At 38.9% G+C, this 21,327-nt stretch carries 18 protein-coding genes and 5 tRNA genes; 11 read left to right on the top strand and 12 right to left on the bottom strand.

Features of this window, described 5'->3' with window-relative positions; all coding sequences use genetic code 11:
• Positions 1-61: 61 nt before the first annotated feature.
• The 3 genes from PCNPT3_RS11590 to nagB form a co-directional block, all read right to left on the bottom strand.
• Positions 62-1,285, bottom strand: coding sequence for an ROK family protein (locus PCNPT3_RS11590; protein WP_015466047.1), 1,224 nt, complete (start codon positions 1,283-1,285; stop codon positions 62-64).
• A gap of 316 nt (positions 1,286-1,601) precedes the next feature.
• Positions 1,602-2,735, bottom strand: a complete 1,134-nt coding sequence (gene nagA, locus PCNPT3_RS11585; RefSeq protein ID WP_015466046.1) for an N-acetylglucosamine-6-phosphate deacetylase — start codon at positions 2,733-2,735, stop codon at positions 1,602-1,604.
• A 117-nt stretch (positions 2,736-2,852) separates the two neighbouring features.
• The gene (gene nagB / locus PCNPT3_RS11580; RefSeq protein ID WP_015466045.1) at positions 2,853-3,653 is read right to left on the bottom strand and encodes a glucosamine-6-phosphate deaminase; all 801 of its coding nucleotides are present in this window, start codon (positions 3,651-3,653) and stop codon (positions 2,853-2,855) included.
• 288 nt (positions 3,654-3,941) lie between these two features.
• Here nagB and nagE point away from each other — a divergent pair, with 288 nt between their 5' ends.
• The 5 genes from nagE to PCNPT3_RS11555 all read left to right on the top strand — a co-directional run bounded on the left by nagE (position 3,942) and on the right by PCNPT3_RS11555 (position 8,869).
• Positions 3,942-5,198 carry an N-acetylglucosamine-specific PTS transporter subunit IIBC gene (gene nagE / locus PCNPT3_RS11575; RefSeq protein ID WP_015466044.1) on the top strand — a complete coding sequence of 419 codons (1,257 nt, stop codon included), beginning with the start codon at positions 3,942-3,944 and terminating at the stop codon, positions 5,196-5,198.
• 20 nt (positions 5,199-5,218) lie between these two features.
• Complete coding sequence (locus PCNPT3_RS14350) at positions 5,219-5,398, top strand: PTS transporter subunit EIIB (protein WP_015466043.1); 180 nt, start codon at positions 5,219-5,221, stop codon at positions 5,396-5,398.
• A gap of 82 nt (positions 5,399-5,480) precedes the next feature.
• On the top strand, positions 5,481-5,639 hold the full coding sequence (locus PCNPT3_RS14200) for a hypothetical protein (RefSeq protein ID WP_156801535.1): 159 nt from the start codon (positions 5,481-5,483) through the stop codon (positions 5,637-5,639).
• Positions 5,640-5,804: 165 nt separating this feature from the next.
• Positions 5,805-7,460 (top strand): glutamine--tRNA ligase, encoded by a 1,656-nt coding sequence (gene glnS / locus PCNPT3_RS11560; RefSeq protein WP_015466042.1) that lies wholly within the window; start codon positions 5,805-5,807, stop codon positions 7,458-7,460.
• A 272-nt stretch (positions 7,461-7,732) separates the two neighbouring features.
• The gene (locus PCNPT3_RS11555) at positions 7,733-8,869 is read left to right on the top strand and encodes a PilT/PilU family type 4a pilus ATPase (protein ID WP_015466041.1); all 1,137 of its coding nucleotides are present in this window, start codon (positions 7,733-7,735) and stop codon (positions 8,867-8,869) included.
• 637 nt (positions 8,870-9,506) lie between these two features.
• On the opposite strand, the gene PCNPT3_RS11550 is transcribed toward PCNPT3_RS11555, so the two are convergent.
• From PCNPT3_RS11550 to dnaQ, 7 genes are all read right to left on the bottom strand, one after another.
• A tRNA-Asp gene (locus PCNPT3_RS11550) sits at positions 9,507-9,583 on the bottom strand.
• A gap of 58 nt (positions 9,584-9,641) precedes the next feature.
• Positions 9,642-9,718 (bottom strand) — tRNA-Asp (locus tag PCNPT3_RS11545).
• A 39-nt stretch (positions 9,719-9,757) separates the two neighbouring features.
• Positions 9,758-9,834: transfer RNA gene (locus PCNPT3_RS11540), tRNA-Asp, on the bottom strand.
• Between the two features lie 36 nt (positions 9,835-9,870).
• Positions 9,871-9,947, bottom strand: a tRNA-Asp gene (locus PCNPT3_RS11535).
• Positions 9,948-10,004: 57 nt separating this feature from the next.
• Positions 10,005-10,081 (bottom strand) — tRNA-Asp (locus PCNPT3_RS11530).
• A gap of 144 nt (positions 10,082-10,225) precedes the next feature.
• Complete coding sequence (locus tag PCNPT3_RS11525) at positions 10,226-11,467, bottom strand: hypothetical protein (RefSeq protein ID WP_015466040.1); 1,242 nt, start codon at positions 11,465-11,467, stop codon at positions 10,226-10,228.
• Positions 11,455-12,165: a DNA polymerase III subunit epsilon gene (gene dnaQ / locus PCNPT3_RS11520; protein WP_015466039.1), complete on the bottom strand. Its 711-nt coding sequence runs from the start codon at positions 12,163-12,165 to the stop codon at positions 11,455-11,457. The genes PCNPT3_RS11525 and dnaQ overlap by 13 nt, the downstream gene beginning before the upstream one ends.
• A gap of 56 nt (positions 12,166-12,221) precedes the next feature.
• On the opposite strand from dnaQ, the gene rnhA reads away from it, so the two are divergent.
• A complete protein-coding gene (gene rnhA, locus PCNPT3_RS11515) occupies positions 12,222-12,683 on the top strand; it encodes a ribonuclease HI (protein WP_015466038.1) in 462 nt (153 codons plus the stop codon).
• A 10-nt stretch (positions 12,684-12,693) separates the two neighbouring features.
• Here rnhA and PCNPT3_RS11510 read toward each other — a convergent pair whose 3' ends face one another.
• The gene (locus tag PCNPT3_RS11510) at positions 12,694-13,434 is read right to left on the bottom strand and encodes a class I SAM-dependent methyltransferase (RefSeq protein ID WP_015466037.1); all 741 of its coding nucleotides are present in this window, start codon (positions 13,432-13,434) and stop codon (positions 12,694-12,696) included.
• 28 nt (positions 13,435-13,462) lie between these two features.
• Here PCNPT3_RS11510 and gloB point away from each other — a divergent pair, with 28 nt between their 5' ends.
• On the top strand, positions 13,463-14,239 hold the full coding sequence (gene gloB / locus PCNPT3_RS11505) for a hydroxyacylglutathione hydrolase (RefSeq protein WP_015466036.1): 777 nt from the start codon (positions 13,463-13,465) through the stop codon (positions 14,237-14,239).
• 94 nt (positions 14,240-14,333) lie between these two features.
• Positions 14,334-16,208, top strand: coding sequence for a LysM peptidoglycan-binding domain-containing protein (locus tag PCNPT3_RS11500; protein WP_232207362.1), 1,875 nt, complete (start codon positions 14,334-14,336; stop codon positions 16,206-16,208).
• A 10-nt stretch (positions 16,209-16,218) separates the two neighbouring features.
• Here PCNPT3_RS11500 and PCNPT3_RS11495 read toward each other — a convergent pair whose 3' ends face one another.
• Positions 16,219-17,223: a LacI family DNA-binding transcriptional regulator gene (locus tag PCNPT3_RS11495; protein WP_015466034.1), complete on the bottom strand. Its 1,005-nt coding sequence runs from the start codon at positions 17,221-17,223 to the stop codon at positions 16,219-16,221.
• A 390-nt stretch (positions 17,224-17,613) separates the two neighbouring features.
• Here PCNPT3_RS11495 and mglB point away from each other — a divergent pair, with 390 nt between their 5' ends.
• From mglB to mglC, 3 genes are all read left to right on the top strand, one after another.
• The gene (gene mglB / locus PCNPT3_RS11490) at positions 17,614-18,594 is read left to right on the top strand and encodes a galactose/glucose ABC transporter substrate-binding protein MglB (RefSeq protein ID WP_015466033.1); all 981 of its coding nucleotides are present in this window, start codon (positions 17,614-17,616) and stop codon (positions 18,592-18,594) included.
• Positions 18,595-18,756: 162 nt separating this feature from the next.
• A complete protein-coding gene (gene mglA / locus PCNPT3_RS11485; protein ID WP_015466032.1) occupies positions 18,757-20,268 on the top strand; it encodes a galactose/methyl galactoside ABC transporter ATP-binding protein MglA in 1,512 nt (503 codons plus the stop codon).
• 11 nt (positions 20,269-20,279) lie between these two features.
• Positions 20,280-21,290, top strand: a complete 1,011-nt coding sequence (gene mglC / locus PCNPT3_RS11480; protein ID WP_015466031.1) for a galactose/methyl galactoside ABC transporter permease MglC — start codon at positions 20,280-20,282, stop codon at positions 21,288-21,290.
• Positions 21,291-21,327 lie beyond the last annotated feature (37 nt).

Genomic DNA, 21,327 nt, shown 5'->3' with positions numbered 1-21,327 from the left:
AGCATATTAGGTAGCCTCGATAGCCTTTAGCTATATTCTGCGATAGCGCATTAAGAATGTTTTAAGATCCGCCGATTTTTTGTAATAAGTCGCCTTCATAGATAGCTTGTTTAATCAATGCAAAAGCGGGTAATGTAGAGTTGGCTTGTAATTGAGCCGGCTCAATTTGCACGATACGCTGAAAGTCGGGTAGTGTTTGATGGGCGATACATTGCTTTAAAAGGGTAAAGAGCGTTTTTTGTGCACAAATTATTTTTCCTGCAATGATCACTTTTTCAGGGTTGAGCATATTAATTAAAATCGAGATGGTTTTACCTAAATAAGTCGCAGCGTCTGCTACTATTTTTTGGCAAAGGGGATCGTTATCGGCCGCCGCTTGATAAACACGTTCAATATTCAGATCGTTTAAATCAATACAGCTTAAACTACCTTGTTGCAGTGCTTTTCTTACTTTTTCTAAAATAACCGGATCGCTCACTTCTGTTTCCAGACAACCAAAATTCCCACAATGGCATTTATTACCGGCTGGGTTTACTTGAATATGACCAATTTCACCAATGTTATAATGCTTGCCGAGTAATAATTTACCTTGAATGATGATCCCTGAGCCAACGCCATTGTGTACACTGATCAAAATGGAATCTTCGCTGTTTTTAGAGGCACCAAAGTAATATTCTGCTAATGCAAGGCTACGTGTGTGGTTACCGATAAAGCTAGGGATATGGAACTTTTCTTCTAAAATTTCAACCAAAGGTAAGGCGTCGAGCTTATTTTTGGGGGTGTAAATGATATAGCCTTTTTGTGGATCGACAAGCCCTGATAGGGTGATGGAGAGTGCGCTTATTTTTTGCTTGGGGCGCTCGATCAGAAACAAAGTGATGGCATCGAGTAATTGTTGTAATAATTGTTGGCCACTTAGCAAGTTGATATCTATTTTTCTCTGATGGCATGGCTTTCCCGAAAGATCATAACTGCTCAGTAATAAGTTTTTATGGCCAATAGTGATGCATAACACATAAAAAGCTGCACAATTGGGTGCTAATGAGATAGCGCACCTGCCTCCCGTTGATGCTTGTCGCGCGGTTTCATTGATCAGGTTTTTTTCAAGTAATTGGCGCGTAATTTTAGTCACACTTGCGGGGGCAAGCTGGCTCATCTTGGCAATTTTTACGCGTGAAATTGGCGCATTAAGTTCAATAATACGATAAATAGTGGCAAAATTTAATGTTTTGATATGCTCAATATTGGCAATAATCGTATTTTTAGGTGATCTGTTATTTTGCATATTACCCTTGCTGCTTATGTCCGTATATATTGACAATATTTTATACTGACGATCTCATTAAAAGCAAGATTGCTTTTAATTAAAGATAATTATTTTATGCTTAATGTTGCCATAAGAAGCTTTATCAGGCACCCGCGCTAAGGCGCAAGCCTTGTTAATGCTCGCCTCTTTGTATTGCTGCGACGCATCTTTTATCTTTTTCTGTTACTCCAATGCACCCGACTTGAACTTGTCTTTTTTGGATGTGTTAGATGTGTTGGTAGGCATCTTTATTTCCCTGCTTGGCGCGCAGGAAAATAAAGTTTTTTAGCTTTTATTAAGAGAGCTTGTAGCTACCATTGACGACCGTTGCTAATACTTTGTAATCATTTGTGAAAACGCTGAGGTTTGCAATTTTACCCGGCTCAATACTACCAAGTTTATGATCGACTGAAATCGCTTTCGCAGGATAAAGGGTTGCCATGCGTAGCGCTTCATACAAATCAACGCCTACAAACTTAACCATCTGTTCGATAGATTCTATCATGGTGACGGCTGAGCCACCTAACGAGCCATCAGGGCCAGTGCACTTACCATTTTTGTAATCAACTGTGGTGCCTACAAAATCAAAAGAGTCTATATTACTACCGGCAGCAGCTGTCGCATCCGTAACTAAGTAGAGTTTCTCTCCCATCATTTTTTTAGAGATGCGGATACTTTCATAAGATACGTGGAAACCATCTACAATTATGCCCGCATAGATGTCATTGTCATAGATAGCGCCGATAACACCAGGCGCGCGCCCCTCAAATGGGCTCATAGCATTAAAGAGATGTGTGGCGCAGCTAATACCGCTCTCAATCCCTTCTTTTGCTTGTGCGTAAGTGGCATTGGTGTGGCCGAGTGCGACGATAATATCGCTTTGACACAGTTGTTGTATTGTTTCTTTACTGTTGTTTTCAGGCGCCAAAGTTAAAATAGTGACGACATCGCTGTTAGCACAGATATGAGAGATCATCTCTTTATCGGCTTTACGAATAAATTTAGGACGGTGAATACCTTTTTTCTCAATGCTTAAATAAGGCCCTTCTAAGTGCAAGCCAAGCACTTGATTTTTATTTTTTTGCATATAATCACGCGTGACATTTAGCATGCGTTTGATGCCATTATCAGCATCGGTGATAAAGGTAGGAAGGTAACTGGTTGTTCCAGACTTAAGGTTAGTTGCTTGCATTATCTCTAATGTTTGCTCTGTTTCTGCTCCATTTAGCATGACGCCACCACAACCATTAAGTTGTAAATCAATAAAGCCGGCGCTAATGTTTGCGCCTTGTAAATCAACACATTTAATATGTTTTTGCAGATCGTCATGATGAACAATGGCTTTGATCAGATCATTTTCAATAATGATCGCATGTTCATTTAAGATACTTTGTGAGGTATAGATGGTGCAGTTAGTAAGTGCGTACATGGATAAAATGTCCTTAGTGATAGTCTGCTCTATTAGACGGCATTGATATGGCTCTTAAGAGCAATAGAAGAATAGGTTAAAGGGCATCCTGCTCATTAACCTAAGCCTGAATGAGCATTAAAGATTGCGAATGTTATCGACTTCTAATTCGGTAAAATATTTTAAGGTTTTTACTTTTAACTCAAGGGTGGACGCTGCATCACACACAACAATAGAGCGCGGATGTAGCTGCAACGCTGAAACTGTCCAAAGATGATTCACAGAGCCTTCAACGGCTGCTTGTAAAGCATATGCTTTATTTTGGCCACTCACTAAAATCATTACTTTTTGGGCGTCAAGTAGTGTACCAACCCCGATAGTAAGTGCGAGTTTTGGTACTTGGTTGATGTCATTATCAAAAAAGCGTGAGTTTGCTTGGCGGGTCTCTGGTGTTAACGTTTTAACGCGGGTGCGTGAAGCCAGTGATGAGGCAGGCTCATTAAAGGCGATATGGCCATCAATACCGACGCCACCCATAAATAAATTTATTTTTCCGTAGCTTTTTATTTTATCTTCATAACGTTGACACTCAACTTCTAAGTCAGTCGCTAGGCCATCGAGTAAATTAATATTTTGTGGATTAATGTTAATTTTGTTGAAGAAATTATTAAACATAAAGCTGTGATAACTTTCTGGGTGCGAAGGGTCAATACCCACATATTCGTCCATATTGAAGGTAACCACATGTTCAAAACTTACTTCGCCTAAATTATATAATTCAATCAAACGTTGATAAGTTGCTAACGGCGTCCCACCTGTTGGTAAACCAAGAACAAAAGGGCGATCTTTTGTTGGTGCAAATTTATTGATGGCATTAACGATATAGCGAGCGGACCAGAGGCCGACATCAGAGGCTTTATTTAAAGGGATCAAACGCATATTGTTCTCCACAAAAGTATTAAGTTAACTATTAATACACAGCGTAAATTAAGTGGCGTTATCTTACTAGCATTTTTTGTAATATATTAAGATATAGGTGATTTTTATCACAGAAAAAGCAGTAGGTGTTTGATTGAGGGGCTGAAAACGTTAATATGGATACTAATAATTGACAAGTAACACATAGCAATTGTCAATTTCATTCTTTTTTCGTGGCGCGTTTAAACGTAGCAGTGCAGGAAAGGGAAATCACTATCATGAATAACAAATATTATAGGAGAGCTAATAGTGAATATTCTTGGTTATATGCAAAAAGTAGGTCGAGCGTTAATGGTTCCGGTGGCAGTACTACCGGCAGCCGCTATTTTAATGGGGATTGGTTATTGGATCGATCCTAATGGTTGGGGTGGTGGGTCGCCTTTAGCTGCCTTTTTAATTAAAGCGGGTGCGGCCGTTATAGATAATATGTCGGTGCTGTTTGCTGTTGGTGTGGCTTATGGTATGTCTAAAGATAAAGATGGCGCAGCCGCTTTATCAGGTTTGGTCGGGTTTTTAGTAGTCACAACATTACTTTCTCCCGCAGCTGTCGCGCAAATTCAAGGTATACCCGCCTCGGAAGTGCCGTTTGCATTTAGTAAAATTAACAATCAGTTTGTCGGTATCTTAGTCGGTATTATCTCATCGGCTTTGTATAATCGATTCTCAAGCGTTGAATTACACAAAACATTGGCTTTCTTCTCAGGACGTCGCTTAGTGCCTATCGTCGTTTCTGCCGTGATGATCGTGGTTTCTTTTGTGTTAATGGCAATTTGGCCAATTATCTTTAATGGTTTACAAACATTTGGTGAAACAATTTCAGATATGGGCCCTGTTGGTGCAGGTATTTATGGTTTCATGAACCGTTTATTGATACCCGTCGGTCTACACCATGCACTAAACTCTGTGTTTTGGTTTGATGTTGCAGGTATTAATGATATTCCTAACTTCCTAAGTGGTCAGTCTGGTATTGATGCCGGCACAGCCATCATCGGTAAAACGGGTATGTATCAAGCGGGATTCTTCCCTATTATGATGTTTGGTTTACCAGGTGCTGCCCTTGCTATCTATTCAACCGCTAGAGCTGAAAATAAAGAAAAAGTCGCCTCTATTATGTTGGCCGCTGGTTTGGCTTCTTTCTTTACCGGTGTGACAGAGCCTCTTGAATTTTCATTCATGTTCACAGCGCCACTTTTATATGTTATCCATGCAATATTAACGGGTATATCTGTATTTTTTGCTGCGTCTATGCAGTGGATGGCAGGTTTCGGTTTCTCAGCAGGGCTCGTTGATATGGTACTCTCGTCACGCAATCCATTAGCGAAAGAGTGGTATATGTTGATTGTACAAGGCATTGTATTCTTTGCATTGTATTACTTTATCTTCGTGGCTGTTATCAAAGGCTTAAATTTGAAAACACCGGGACGTGAAGACGATGAAGTAACGCCATCAAAAGTAATGCAGACTGATAATGCGATGAGCTTGCGATTGAATATGTCGCAGCGTTAGGCGGTATTGATAATTTAGAAGTGATTGATGCTTGTATTACACGTTTACGTTTAACCTTAAAAGATCGCAGTATTATTAATGAAGCTGATCTTAAAAGTTTAGGCGCGATGGGCGTTGTAAAATTAGGTGAAAACAACTTACAAGTCATTATTGGCCCGCAAGCGGAAGGAATTGCGATGCGGATGAAAGGTGTTAAATAAATTTACTGCCTTTTAATTAAAAAGACGCTATTTATAGCGTCTTTTTTTTGTCTACCTATTGAGCTTAGTTGCAGAATATAAGATGATTGCTCTCTTTATTCCCATGTTACCTCCCGATGCTTTATCAGGCACTGGCGAAGATCACAGTTCAAGGCGCAATTACGGTAAATGGTTACCTTCTTCATTGGTTGCAACAAATAAAGGGTATTTTCGTTCTCGCCCTAAAGGGCCAGAGATTTGAGATTATCTTTGTTGTTGATGCATTGTTGGTCTGTTGTTATAAGGCATTCATGAACAATTACTGTATTTAATGTTATGCAGAGAAGCCAAGCCCAATTAGGCTTGCTGATTTTCCGTCTTGAAGTATCATAGGCATATATTTTATTTTTTATTTTAGAGGTGAGCAATGACTCAGGTGGACACTAGCCCAAGTAATTTTATTCGTAATATTATTGATGAAGATCTTAAAACGGGCAAACATCAAACGATCCAGACACGTTTCCCTCCTGAGCCAAATGGTTATTTGCATATTGGTCATGCGAAATCTATTTGTTTAAATTTTGGTATTGCCGAAGATTATCCCAATGCGTTATGTAATTTACGCTTTGATGATACTAACCCTTTAAAAGAAGACGTCGATTATGTCCGCGCTATTAAAGAAGATGTCTCTTGGTTAGGCTTTAAATGGAATGCGAAGGTGCGTTACTCCTCTGATTATTTTGAACGTTTGTATGCTTATGCGGTTGAATTAATCGAAAATGACAAAGCATATGTTTGTGAGCTAACGGCTGAGCAAACGCGCGAGTATCGCGGTACATTGACGACAGGCGGTATTGATAGTCCTTTTAGAACGCGCCCTATTGCACAAAGTTTAGATCTTTTTGCGCGTATGCGTGCTGGTGAATTTTCTGAAGGCAGTATGATGCTACGCGCTAAGATAGATATGGCGTCACCAAACATGAAAATGCGTGATCCCGTTATTTATCGTATTCGTTTTGCACATCACCATCAAACGGGTGATAAGTGGTGCATTTATCCGATGTATGATTTTACGCATTGTATTTCTGATGCGATAGAAGGGATAACGCACAGTTTGTGTACGCTAGAATTTGAAGATCATCGTCCATTATATGACTGGGTACTCGCAAATATCAGTATTGCTTGTAAACCTCGTCAAATAGAGTTCTCTCGTTTGAATTTACAATATACCTTAACGTCAAAACGTAAGTTAAGTGCACTCATAGATGAAAATATAGTAACCGGTTGGAACGACCCGCGTATGCCAACGATTTCAGGTATGCGTCGTCGTGGTTATCCAGCGGCTTCTTTACGTGAATTTTCAAAACGTATTGGCGTAACAAAACAAGAAAATACGGTTGAGCTTGCCTCTTTAGAAGCGTGTGTACGTGAGAACTTAGAAGCGCATGGCCCGCGCGCCATGGCGGTACTTGATCCTATTAAAGTAATTATTACCAATTATGATGCCGATAAAACGGAATCGTTGCTAGCACCGAAACATCCAAAAGATGAGAGCATGGGAACGCGCACTTTACCGTTTTCTCGTGAGTTATATATTGATCGTGCCGACTTTAAAGAGTCTGCGAATAAGAAATATAAACGCTTAGTGTTAGAAAAAGAAGTTCGCTTACGTAATGCTTATGTTATCCGTGCGCATGACTTTGAAACGGATGCCGAAGGTAACATTACGCAAGTAATGTGTACCTATGACGCACAAACTCTCGGTAAAAACCCTGAAGATGGACGTAAAGTGAAAGGGGTTATTCATTGGGTTGATGCAAAAGAGAATAATAAAGCCGAATTTCGTATCTATGATCGGTTATTTCTTATTGATAATCCCGCCAGTAGTGAGAAGATCACCGATGCATTAAACGCTGATTCTTTGATCGTGCAGCATGGTTTTGTTGAGCTTAGCTTGCGAGATGCAGAAGCTGAAAAAGCATATCAATTTGAACGTGAAGGTTATTTCTGTGCAGACAGTCAAGATTCAACGCCAGAGCATTTAGTGTTTAACCGCACGCTAGCATTACGCGCAAATTTCTAAGGTATTTAGCACGTTGATGTAAAGCCTTTGATTATTTTATTCAAAGGCTTTTTTTATGCACAGAGTAAAGTTAACTCTCATCCTTTGTATAAAGAATAAAATGCTTATTGGGTTTGTAGGTTTTGGGATTAAATTTAATGAGAACTCATTCCTTTTAACGCCAATACGTAAAGATGATAGATAGGACCTGCATGAGGGATATCAGGCGGGTCGAAAAGATAACGAGATATAAAAACAAAAAATGTGATTTATGGTTTTTTAAGGAGTAAAAAATGGAATTTGAAGAGATGCTTAAAATTTTGACGAATAAAGATGGATCGGATCTTTATTTGGCAACGGGAGCGCCACCTTGTGCAAAGTTTCAAGGCAATTTAAAGCCTTTAAACGCAATTACTCTTAAACCTGGAGAAGTCGCGAAAATAGCTGAAAAGTTGATGAATGCAGATCAAAACATCACTTTTGAAAAAGACTTAGAAATGAATTTGGCATTTTCACTTTCGGGCATTGGACGTTTTCGTATTAATATTTTTCAACAACGTAACGAAGTGTCCATTGTTGTTCGTAATATAAAATTAGATATTCCTAAATTTTCAGATTTAGGATTACCCGAAGTCCTTAAAGATGTGATCATGCAAAAACGCGGTTTAGTGTTATTTGTGGGCGGTACTGGATCAGGTAAATCGACATCATTAGCAGCGTTAATTGATCATCGTAATAGTAATGCAAGTGGGCATATTATTACCATTGAAGATCCCATTGAATTTGTGCACAGACATAAAAAAAGTATTGTTAACCAAAGAGAAGTGGGTATTGATACGCGCTCTTTTAAAAGTGCTTTAAAAAACACGTTAAGACAAGCTCCCGATGTTATTTTAATTGGTGAAATTCGTGATCGTGAGACCATGGAGCACGCTTTAACCTTTTCTGAAACGGGGCATTTGGTACTTTCAACATTACATGCTAATAATGCAAACCAAGCATTAGATCGGATCATTAACTTTTTCCCCGAAGAGCGCAGAGTGCAATTACTAAATGATTTAGGTAATAACTTACAGGCTTTCATATCACAACGACTCATCAAAACCAAAGAGGGTGGACGTTGCGCCGCCATTGAAGTGATGATTGGGACGCTGACCATTCGAGATATGATTAAAAAAGGGGCCTTTAGTGATCTTAAAGCGATGATGGAGAAATCAGAATCTGCGGGTATGAAAACGTTTGATGGGGCGCTTTTTGATTTAGTGCAACAAGGGAAAATTAGCGAAGAAAATGCACTTCAAAATGCAGACTCCACCACTAACCTTGCATTAAAATTTAAGTTTGCAAAGGGTGAAATATTAGAGCCTAATGGAGAGGGACTAACCTTAAAACCAAACGCAACGTCTATGGATGAGCTTGAAATCATATAAGGTTGTATAACGATCATTATTCAATTTTTAGATTTGGCAACGAGTAATAACACAAAAGATATCAAGGCCTAGCCATTATCGATGGTTGTGCCTTGCTGTTTTGTTAAATCGGAATGCTTAGGAAAACACCTTTATTGTTATTTTTGTGTCGGTAGGCATATTATGTTGTCCAGCTAACGGGCAAATAAGAGTCTCTGCTAATACTTATTAAGACATAAATGCAAAGGTAGCATATGGGACATAGAGCCTTTTAGCGTAGGGTTATGAACCCTGTGTGTTTTAATGAATTAATAATATATTAGAGACATTTTAGATTAAAAAATCACCCTTATTAAAGGCATATATATTATTCTTGCGGTTTAAACACATCACCAACCCTTCGTTCGTACTGCGATCTTAAGTTATCACTCCCTACAAAGAAAATTTCTTGCGCAAGTGACATTCAAAACAATATTTTTAAAAATATAAAGGGGCCAATTATTTTAGGCTCATTGTTAGATCAAGCGATACGAATGTGATAAAAGAGTTTGATAAATAAAATTTATGATTTTTATAAGGAATGTTTTTATATGCTATATGTGGGCATTTAGAATTTGTAACTTATTGAGAAGATATTATAAAACTATTAATACACTGTTGGCGGAGTGGACGGGACTCGAACCCGCGACCCCCGGCGTGACAGGCCGGTATTCTAACCAACTGAACTACCACTCCATCAGAGTGTATAAACAGTTTTATTTTTATTCGGAATAATAACCGATTGTAACACTGTTGGCGGAGTGGACGGGACTCGAACCCGCGACCCCCGGCGTGACAGGCCGGTATTCTAACCAACTGAACTACCACTCCATGAGTGTGTTACAGTTTTTATTCTTCTATCAGTCATGTTGGCGGAGTGGACGGGACTCGAACCCGCGACCCCCGGCGTGACAGGCCGGTATTCTAACCAACTGAACTACCACTCCACGAAGGACTGACGTCAGAACTTTTATTTATATACTTGGCGGAGTGGACGGGACTCGAACCCGCGACCCCCGGCGTGACAGGCCGGTATTCTAACCAACTGAACTACCACTCCAACTCGGTATATAAATATTCAATAGTATTTCGCTAAAGTTAGCGCCAATATAAATATTGGCGGAGTGGACGGGACTCGAACCCGCGACCCCCGGCGTGACAGGCCGGTATTCTAACCAACTGAACTACCACTCCAGCGAAATAAATAACGTGTTTAAATACGTCTCTATTGAGGCGCAGATAATACGTAGTTGCCTTTACATAGTCAACAAAGAACAACAAAAAAACACACATATTAGTAAGTAACACGCCTAAATGCTTAAAATCACAGCAAGTTGTTTATTTTTTGTTAGTTTTTTTCGCGTCTTTGGCTTTTTCATCCGTCACGATCTCTAGACTTTTTTGTTTGCGACGTCGTAAGAAGAAAAACGCTAAACCACCGAGGCATAAAACAAAAACACTGACGCCACCCAAAATAATAAAAGTCATTGAGTTGTTCTCTACTTCCTCTTCAATTTCTTCTTCAATCTTTGCAATGAGCGTTTCTTCTGTTTTTACAATTTTTGGTATTATTTTAGGCACTAATTTTGGGGCGACCAATTCAAAAGGTTGATCTCTTAATTGTAATTCAATTTCACGGCCCGCCTTAGTGGTTGCAAAAACTTTACCTGAAAAAATGTAATTCTTATAGGCGAGTTTCTTTTGTACGGATAGCATTACGTCATTAGTGACCTTTCCATCTGCATGGATCACCAGTTTTGCAATTTTATTGTGGTATTGATCTCGAATGAGGCCATCGATGCTGATTGAATTTGGATCTATTTCTTTTGCATTTATTTTAAACTTAAAAACGGCAATATTACTGTATCGTTGTAAAGGCGTAACTAAGTAGCTTATAGGGGGCTGTGCAACCACGATATCTTTATTAACGGCGCGAATAAAAACATCATTTTTGGTCTGTATACTCAGTAAATAACGACCGGGTAAAAGATTGATAAAAACGCGTGCGGTTAAATTCCCATCAAAGGCTAACGCATCATAACTTCTGCCTTTATCTTTATAAAGGGCCAACACTTTACTGGTAGGGCCGACTAACTTCACTGATAATCGCGCATTCTTAATATAGTTAGCATCCGTCATTATTTTATTATCGTAATATAATGAGGTGTGCGTCGTGATGTATTCGCGAGAGTATAACTTTAACGGGAGTTTATTTATTTTAAGTTGTACTTTGCTGAGAAGTTTAATGCGAGTTGGCCCGTCAAGGATAGCAATCGCTTGCCAAGGTCCTGGCATTGGCGCCTGAATGGTAATAATATCTTGGGTTTTACTGCTTACCCAAGCTACCGATTCAGGATGCCTTTTTTTATACATTTTACTGCCATCAGGACGCACTAATACAACGCGTTGCTTGCCCTTGTTGTGGTTTAATATGAATGTTATTTCATCGGTGTAAGGATCGATGCGAAAGCGATTATCGAGTAAAGGAATATCATTGGGCGCATAAATCAGGTGCGCAAAAGCGATATTGCTGGTGCATAACATCAAGCCAACTAAAAATATTTTTTTTATGAGAGCCATAAGTTATCCTTTATTAATTGTAAGCGTTCTATATGCGCTTTATTTTCAGCTGCGGTTGCTCGAATAATGCAAAGCGGGTTGTTAGATGTGCGAGGTTGACGAGTATGACTGTCCATATTATCAAGGTCATCACTCAGGTTTAGTTTGCTTTGCCCGCCGGACATTAACAGATAAACATCGGCTAATATTTCAGCATCGAGTAGCGCCCCATGCAAGGTTCGGTGCTTAGTATTGATGCCGTAACGATCACAAAGTATATCCAAGTTATTACGTTTACCCGGAAACATCTTTTTAGCCATGACTAATGTATCGGTGACCGTGGCTATTTCTTCGGTGGGCTGGGTTTTTTTATTTAAAAAACGAAACTCTTGATCCATAAAGCCGACATCGAAGGGCGCATTGTGAATAACTAAATCGGCACCTCGGATAAAATCAATAAAATCGTCGGCAATATCTGCAAAATGCGGTTTATCTTGCAAAAATTCATCGGTGATCCCATGTACGGTAACCGCTTCTGGATCGACCTCTCTATCGGGTTGTAAATACACATGATAATGGCGACCGGTTAAACGTCGGTTGATCACTTCAACACAACCAATTTCAATGATGCGATGCCCAAGGTAAATAGTGCCATCTTTATTCATTCCTGTCGTTTCGGTATCTAAAACGACCTGTCGGTTCACTTTACTTGTGTTCATCTTCATCTCTATCTATAGTGCCTAAAAATTGAGTTTAGCAAAATTATAGGTAAGTTATGAAAAAAATAGAAATTTATACCGATGGATCTTGTTTAGGTAACCCCGGTCCTGGTGGATATGGTGTGGTACTTATCTTTAATAAACATCGTAAAGAGCTGGCTGAGGGCTATGTGCGTACAACCAATAACCGCATGGAAATGCTAGCTTGTATAAAAGGGCTACAATCTTTAACGGAAAGATGTGAAGTCGATCTGACCACTGATAGTCAATATGTTCGTCAAGGGATCACACTGTGGATCCACAATTGGAAGAAACGTGGCTGGAAAACCGCATCAAAAGCGCCGGTGAAAAACGTTGATCTCTGGAAGGCGCTGGATCTGGCTCAAGAAAAACATACCGTGCATTGGCACTGGGTAAAAGGGCATTCTGGTCATCCAGAAAATGAGTGCTGTGATGATCTGGCCCGAAACGCAGCTGAAAATGATGCACACCAAGATGATGTGGGCTACAAAGGATAAAAGATATCGTCTATTTAGGCTCTGGGCTCTTATGTTTAAGGTGCCGCGTCGTCAGTGGCTGGCGTAAAATGATTTTTTGACGAAACTTAAACGTGGATTTAATGGGGGTTATTGGCGAACTGCGTTTTTTGGCTACAATAAAGTACGTACTGCAAAGTAAAGGCAGGTAACGTTGTGCGAAACGCTCTAAGTGCATAAAGAAAGCGTATTTTCCGGCGTAAGAAAGAAAATTAAAGTGTTGTTGTTCTTTTATTTCATAGCCAAGAAGATGTAACCAGTCAATAACCCGGCTGGGCGCAAATAAGCGGGCTGTCTGTACTTTTTTAGGGGTACAAAGCAATCTTAAGCCAAAACCACTGAGTGGGTTGTAGCCACTGACAATGAGAACGCCATCAATGGTTAATACGCGATCAATTTCTCGTAACAATTGATGTGGATCGTTAGAAAAATCGAGTTCATGAGAAAGAATACATAAATCAATGCATGAATCTTGCAGTGGTAGTTGATCTAATTCAGCGTAAAGACCAATACCGTCTCCTTGCGGTGCGCAGTGGATTTGAGTCGGTATCGCAGAGCGTTTAGTATCAAGTTGGCAACTTAGATTGCCTAGTTTTAATAAATTATAGCCAAAAGAAAGCGGCAAATAAGCATCAATGCGCTGTTGAGTTTGTTTTAACAATGCCTCACCATGGGGAAGCTGATGCCAGCTTTCAAGCTGTGTTAGTCTTCGGGATGTTTTGGCTAACTTCATTTTTTTACCTCTAAGAAGAGAAAATATTATGCTACAAGTGATCACTATCAAGGCATTTAATGACAACTATATTTGGCTTATTAAAGATAGTCAAAGCCAACGCTGTATTTTAGTTGATCCGGGTGATGCACAACCGGTTTTAGAAATACTTGAGCAGCAAAACTTAAGTGTAGATGCGATTTTGGTCACTCATGCTCATCAGGATCATATCGGGGGTATCTCTGAATTACTCGCGCACTTTAATAAAGAGATCCCTATTTATAGTAAAGATAAGCTTTTTTCAAGCTCTGAGCCCGTTGAAGAGGGAAAAACACTGTGTTTCTTTGAGCAACGACTCAGCCTTAAAGTGATGTTTGTACCGGGTCATACATTAGATCATGTGGCTTATTACAACGACAGTAGCCTTTTTTGTGGTGATACTTTATTTTCAGCGGGTTGTGGGCGCGTTATGGAAGGGACGCACCAACAAATGTTTACATCATTAGCACGGATAAGTCAGCTAAAAGATACAACCAAGGTTTACTGTGCACACGAGTACACTCAGCAAAACTTAATTTTTGCCTTGCATTTAGAGCCCAAAAATAGGGCTTTACGTGCACATATGCAAAAAGTGGCCAAGTTACGCCAGCAAGGCCTCGCGAGCGTACCAACAACGTTAGCGCTTGAAAAAACATTGAACCCTTTTTTACGTTGTTCTGATACAGGTCTTAAAAATGCATTACAAAATAAACTCTGCGACGAGATCCATGATGCATTGCATTGTTTTACTAAATTGCGTCAATACAAAGATGTTTTTATTTGCTAAACTGCGCGCTGTTTTCAATATTTCACAAGTGGTTGTATTTATGAAGTTTTTTCTTTTTTTCTTTTTGACGTTTTTCTTGACTGCGTGTCAAATAATGCCCCCAAATCCTCCTTCGGAAATTGAAACACTCGAACAAGTTGAATTTACAGAGGAAATAGATATAGAAGAAGGCCTTGCAAACCTTGGATCTGATCCTATTGAAGACTTAAATCTCGAGCACATTTGGACAAAAAAAGATAATTTATGGCTAAAGCTTGCACAAGGTTTAACCTTTGATGTGCCGGATAATGCGCGCATCAAAAAAGAGCGGGATTATTTTTTAAGACATCCTAACTATCTTAAGCAAATATCCAAACGTGCAGAGCCTTTTTTATATTTGATTATCGAGCAGATTGAAAATGCAAATTTACCCCTCGAATTAGCACTTTTACCCATTATTGAAAGCACCTTTGACCCCTTCGCTTATTCCCCTGCAAATGCATCAGGCTTATGGCAATTTATGCCAGCAACAGGTAAGCGTTTTTCATTAAAACAAGATTGGTGGTATGACGGACGGCGCGATGTATATGCATCTACCGGTGCAGCATTGACTTATATGAAGTATTTACATGGGTATCTGGATAATAACTGGCTGTATGCATTTGCAGCTTACAATTCAGGTGAAGGTCGCGTAAGACGTGCGGTAAGAAAAAATCAAAGAAATAATAAAGCCACAGATTTTTGGAATTTGAGTCTACCGAGAGAAACTCAAGAATATGTACCAAAATTATTAGCGCTGGTTGATATATTACGTGATCATAAGAAATATGGGATCACTCTTCCTGTGATCCCTAATAAAAAAGTATTAACGTATGTGGACACAGGCTCGCAACTTGATCTCGCCTATGCAGCTGAAATAGCAGAACTCTCTGTAGCAGAAATTCAATTAATTAATCCCGCTTTTAATCACTGGGCGACCTCTCCTGATGGTCCTCATAAATTATTGATCCCAACTCGGATAGCGAAAGAATTCAGCGCTAAACTCGCACAAACGGATAAAAGTAAACGTATTCGTTGGGAGCGTTATAAAGTGCGCAGTGGTGACAGTTTAAGCATGATCGCAGTACGTTATCGCACGACAGCCAACGTATTACGTCAAATTAATGATATTAACGGTACTTTGATTAAAATTGGTCAACCTTTGCTTATTCCCGTGGCCAGCAAAGTGGAAAAGGCCTATCTGTACAGTCAATCGCAACGTTTTTCACGCGCATTACGTAAAAAGACGAATAAGAAACGTGCGATTAGTTATATTGTACGAGAGGGTGACACGCTTTGGGATATTAGTCGGCATTACAAAGTGACCAGTAAAGACATCAAAAAATGGAATGCGATACGCCATAATAAAGCCTTGCGCATAGGCCAAAAATTAACGATTTGGAAAGAGTTACACAAGGTTAGAATAAATAATCGGACTCGATTAGTTTATTATCGCATTCGCACTGGTGACTCATTAGGCTTTATTGCATTGAAACATAAAGTCAAAGTGGCAGATCTAAAGCGTTGGAATAAAATAACGAGAAACAAATATATTAAACCGGGTGAAAAATTAAAAATATATATTAGTGCACCTAAAAGTAGCCAAAAAAAGGGGCTTAAATATACGATCCTTCAGGGGGACTCATTAAGCTCCATCGCACAACAATTTAAGGTTAGCGTAGCGGATTTAAAGCGTTGGAATAGATTGGCGAAGAAGAAATATATTAACCCGGGGGATCAATTAACGGTCTATGCTAAAACATCGAAAACGAAACACATTAAGTTAGTACATTATAAAATAAGATCTGGTGACTCATTAGGCGTTATTGCGCAGAAATACAATGTAAAAGTAGTTGATTTACAGCGTTGGAACCGTTTGACGGGCAGTAAATACATAAAACCAGGACAAAATCTTAAAGTGTATATTGATGTGTTTAAATATCGTTCGTAGAGAAAATTGATTAAAGAAGATGAGAGCTCGGACCCGTGCTTTGGCGCTCTATCAAGGTTGTTTTAAATTTTTGGTGAGTAAATTGGCTGTGTTGATTTTTTGCATTATGAAAAACGCTCAACACGGCTTGCTTTCCAATATCAGAAAAGCTCTGCTCTATTGTGGTTAAGGGGGGACTGTAGTAAGCACTATCTTCTGTATTATCAAAACCAATGATAGCAACGTCTGTTGGGACGTTAAGATTAAATTCACTCAACGCGCGTAAAACGCCGAGCGCCATTTGATCATTACCCACTAATACCGCATCAAATATTATTCCCGTCTTTAAACAATTTTTGGTTAATTTGTAGCCAGTTTCTGCTGCCCAGTTACCATAAAGTAAGCCAACAATATGCTTGGCTTTTAATGTTTTTTTCCAGCCTTTTATACGTTGCTCTGCCGCCAGTGTGTTTTTAGGGCCACTTAATAATAATATGTGTTTTTTTTGTAACGTCAGCATTAAGTTGGCAGCTTGTATTGCCCCCGTAAAATGGTCAGCGCAAATAGAGTGTGCCTGCGTGTTGTCTGGAATATCAATAAAAATAAATTGTTGAGTTTGGAACTGTGTAACGATTTGCTCCGCTTGCTCTTTTAACAAAGGAACATTGATAATAATGAATTCAATGCGTAAGGATTTAAACTCTTTTATAGAGGCAATGACATTTTCAAAAGAGGCATCTGTTAAAAGGGATAATGAGATCTCATGATCCAATTCTTTACTTTGTTGATGAATACCACGCACAAAATTAGATGCACCATGATGTAAAATATCAACCGTTATCACCCCGACAAATTTTGATTTTGCCCGTGCGAGTATTTGTGCACCTTTATTGGGAACATAGCCGAGCTGCTCTATAGCTATAAAGACTCTTTTTCTCGTTTCTGCCGCGACATTTTTTGATCCATTAGTAACTCTTGACACCGTTTGTGTGGATACCTTTGCCAGCTGCGCTACATCTTTAAAAGTGACACTCAAAATAATTCCAATTAATAGACAAAGAAAAACAAAATAACAACATTTATCTTAAAGCATCGTTGATGTTATTTTTTTGATGTTTAAGGTAAATATTATGAGGAGGGATTATGTTTGTTAATGCTAAAAAAGGGAATAAATAAATTACTCTATTTTGTGTTTTTATAAACAATCTTAAGTATTTTTTGATTTAAGACAAGAGTTCGATCACGTTTGCCCCTTGTTTAAATTGACATAGAGTCTAAAGGATCTGATCCTGCGCCTGTGTTTGCGCAAACACCCACCATGGCTAGGCTTTTATCGAGAGACTTATTTTAGGTATTCAGCGAATATAAGATAGCTACCAATCATTTTAATTAATCTGTTGTTTTTATTGTAAGGAAGGATCTTTAGATGAAAAAATTAACGATAATAGCGGGTCTTATTGCTGGAATAACAATGTCCACGTCGGCTGTTGCCACTACAAAACTTGGATTTACTGTTTATAAATATGATGATAATTTTATGGCTGTTGTGCGTCAAGCAATTGAAAAAGAAGCAAGTACAGATAGCAGTGTGCAATTATTAATGAATGATTCGCAAAATAGCCAATCAATGCAAAATGATCAAATTGATATTTTACTCGCACGTGGCGTAAAAGCGCTGGCGATTAATTTAGTGGATCCAGCGGCCGCTCCAGTCGTCATTAAAAAAGCAAAAATGGATAACGTGCCAATTGTATTTTATAACAAAGAGCCGGCTGCCAATGTACTTGCAAGTTATGAAAAAGCTTATTTTGTAGGGACAGATTCAAAAGAATCTGGCGTTATTCAAGGTGAATTAATCGCTAAACATTGGAAAATGCACCCTGAATGGGATTTAAATAAAGATGGCGTGATCCAGTTTGTCTTACTAAAAGGTGAGCCTGGACATCCAGATGCAGAAGCGCGTACGACTTATGTTATCTCTACCTTAAATGACCTGGGGATAAAAACAGAGAAATTGCACCTTGATACTGCAATGTGGGATACCGCGATGGCCAAAGACAAAATGGATGCATGGCTTGCAGGTCCAGATGGTAGCAGCATTGAAGTTGTGATCGCCAATAATGATGGCATGGCAATGGGCGCAGTTGAAGCTTTAAAATCAGTGGGTGAAACTAAGATCCCCGTTTTTGGTGTTGATGCGTTAAAAGAAGCGATTGCGATGATCAAATCAGGACAAATGGCAGGCACTGTTCTTAATGATGCGGATAATCAAGCAAAAGCAACGTTTGAACTTGCACGTAACCTTGCTAAGGGTCGCCCTGCAACAGAAGGCACCACATGGGAAATGATCAATCACGTGGTACGCGTTCCTTATGTCGCAGTTGATAAAAGTACTTTAGCTAAATAGATATTGCAGTGAAATAATAGATGTTATTTCACCGTCAAAGCAATGTCTGATGTGTTAAATATACCCACTTGTCAGTTAATCTAATAATTACGATAAGCCTAAGATTGACAAGTGGGTAGTGGGAAATATTGTTCCCTTTACCCTACCGATGGTTAAACAATTATGAAGCAGACAATAGAGAGCGAATTCTTGCTCGAAATGACAGGGATCAGTAAATCTTTTCCGGGCGTTAAAGCGCTTGATAAAGTAAATCTAAGAATAAGACCTCATTCAATACATGCTTTAATGGGTGAAAATGGTGCGGGTAAATCTACGTTATTAAAATGCTTATTTGGTATTTATGAAAAAGATGAAGGGGAGATCCTTTTTCTGGGAAAAACGATAAAATTTGCCACTTCAAAAGAAGCCCTAGAATCGGGCATTTCAATGGTACATCAAGAATTAAATCAAGTTTTACAATGCTCTGTAATGGATAACATTTGGCTTGGGCGCTACCCGAAAAAACATTTTTTTGTTGATCATCAAAAGATGTATGTTGATACTAAAGCTATTTTTGATGAGCTTGAGATAGACATTGATCCGAAAGTGAAAGTGGCGACATTATCGATATCTGAAAGGCAAATGGTAGAAATAGCCAAAGCATTTTCTTACAACGCTAAAATTGTGATCATGGATGAACCTACCTCTTCTTTAAGTGAAAAAGAAGTGTCTCATTTATTTAAAATCATCAATAAATTAAAAGAAAAAGGCTGTGGGATAGTTTATATCTCTCATAAAATGGAAGAGATTTTTGCTATTTGCGATGAAATAACTATTTTACGTGATGGTTTGTGGATTGAAACTTGCCCGCTATCGGGGCTCACGATGAATCAAATTATCAATAAAATGGTTGGGCGTACGTTAACCCATCGTTTCCCACCGAAAACCAACACCCCCAAAGAAGTTATTTTAGAAATCAAAAATATAACGGCGTTAAACCAGCCTTCTATTCAAGATATATCCTTTGATTTACATAAAGGTGAAATATTGGGCATCGCAGGACTTGTTGGCGCCAGAAGAACGGATATTGTAGAAACTATTTTTGGTATTCGAGAGCGCTCAGCAGGTGAAATTATTCTGCACGGTAAATCACTAAAAAATAAAGATGCACACCAAGCCATTAATAATGGCTTTGCTTTAGTGACAGAAGAGCGCCGCACTACGGGTATTTATAGTAACTTAGATATCACCTTCAACTCTTTGGTTGCGAATGTCGATAAGTATAAAAATGCTATTGGATTATTAAGTAATAAAAAAATGCGCAGTGATACACAGTGGGTGATTGAGTCCATGAGCGTAAAAACGCCGTCACATCAAACCCATATAGGATCGCTTTCAGGTGGTAATCAGCAAAAAATAATTATTGGCCGATGGCTGCTTACCAATCCGGAGATATTAATGCTGGATGAGCCTACGCGCGGTATTGATGTTGGCGCCAAGTTTGAAATTTATCAATTAATATTAGCGCTGGCTAATAAGGATAAAGGAATATTGATTATTTCATCAGAAATGCCGGAACTATTAGGCATTACAGATCGTATTTTAGTGATGAGCAATGGGCGCGTGGCGGGCATTGTAGAAACAGCAAAAACGTCGCAGACTGAAATATTAAAATTAGCAGCTCGTTATTTATAAGGATATATGTAATGGTTTTATTTACCAAGAAAAACACACTAGAGTACGTAAAGAAGGGTGGCATTTATTTAGTTTTATTTATTTTGTTAGCAATTATTGTTATTCAAGAGCCGTCTTTTTTAAGTTTGCGTAATTTGAGTAATATTTTAACCCAATCTGCGGTGCGTATTATTATCGCGTTAGGTGTTGCGGGACTTATTATCACGCAAGGCACGGATCTTTCTGCAGGGAGACAAGTGGGATTAGCCGCCGTGTTATCTGCAACATTATTGCAAGCTCTGGATAATGTGAATAAAGTGTTTCCTGGCTTAGGTGAGATGCCAATCATTGTGGTGATTGTGATCGTGTGTATGGTGGGCGCATTTATTGGGCTTATTAATGGCATTATTGTGGCATATTTAAAGGTGACGCCGTTTATTGCAACCTTAGGTATGATGATCATCGTCTATGGTGTTAACTCTTTATATTTTGATAGTGTGGGCGCCTCGCCTATTGCCGGTTTTGATGAACGATTTAGTAATTTTGCACAAGGGTTTATAACGATAGGAAACTTCAGACTTTCATATTTAGTTTTTTACGCTGCGCTAGCGATGTTGTTTGTTTGGATTTTATGGACCAAAACGGTGTTTGGTAAAAACATCTTTGCGATTGGTGGTAATCCAGAAGCGGCTAAAGTATCTGGTGTTAATGTGCCTATTACCTTACTTAAAATTTATGCTTTATCGGGTGTTTTTTATGCTTTCGGCGGGATGTTAGAGGCCGGGCGTATCGGCAGTGCAACCAACAATTTAGGCTTTATGTATGAGTTAGATGCCATTGCCGCTTGTGTGGTTGGGGGCGTGTCTTTTGCCGGTGGCGTAGGTAGCGTGATAGGCGTCGTCACAGGGGTACTTATTTTTACTATTATTAATTATGGTATGACATATATCGGTGTTAGCCCATATTGGCAGTACATCATTAAGGGTAGTATTATTATATTTGCGGTCGCACTCGATTCAATGAAATATGCAGATAAAAAATAATAACTATTTTTATAAATAAACAATAATGCATACTTAG

The sequence above is a fragment of the Psychromonas sp. CNPT3 genome, from assembly GCF_000153405.2.
Classification (GTDB): Bacteria; Pseudomonadota; Gammaproteobacteria; order Enterobacterales; family Psychromonadaceae; genus Psychromonas.
Note: the sequence above shows the minus strand (reverse complement) of the source record. Positions and strands in the feature narration are given on the sequence as shown.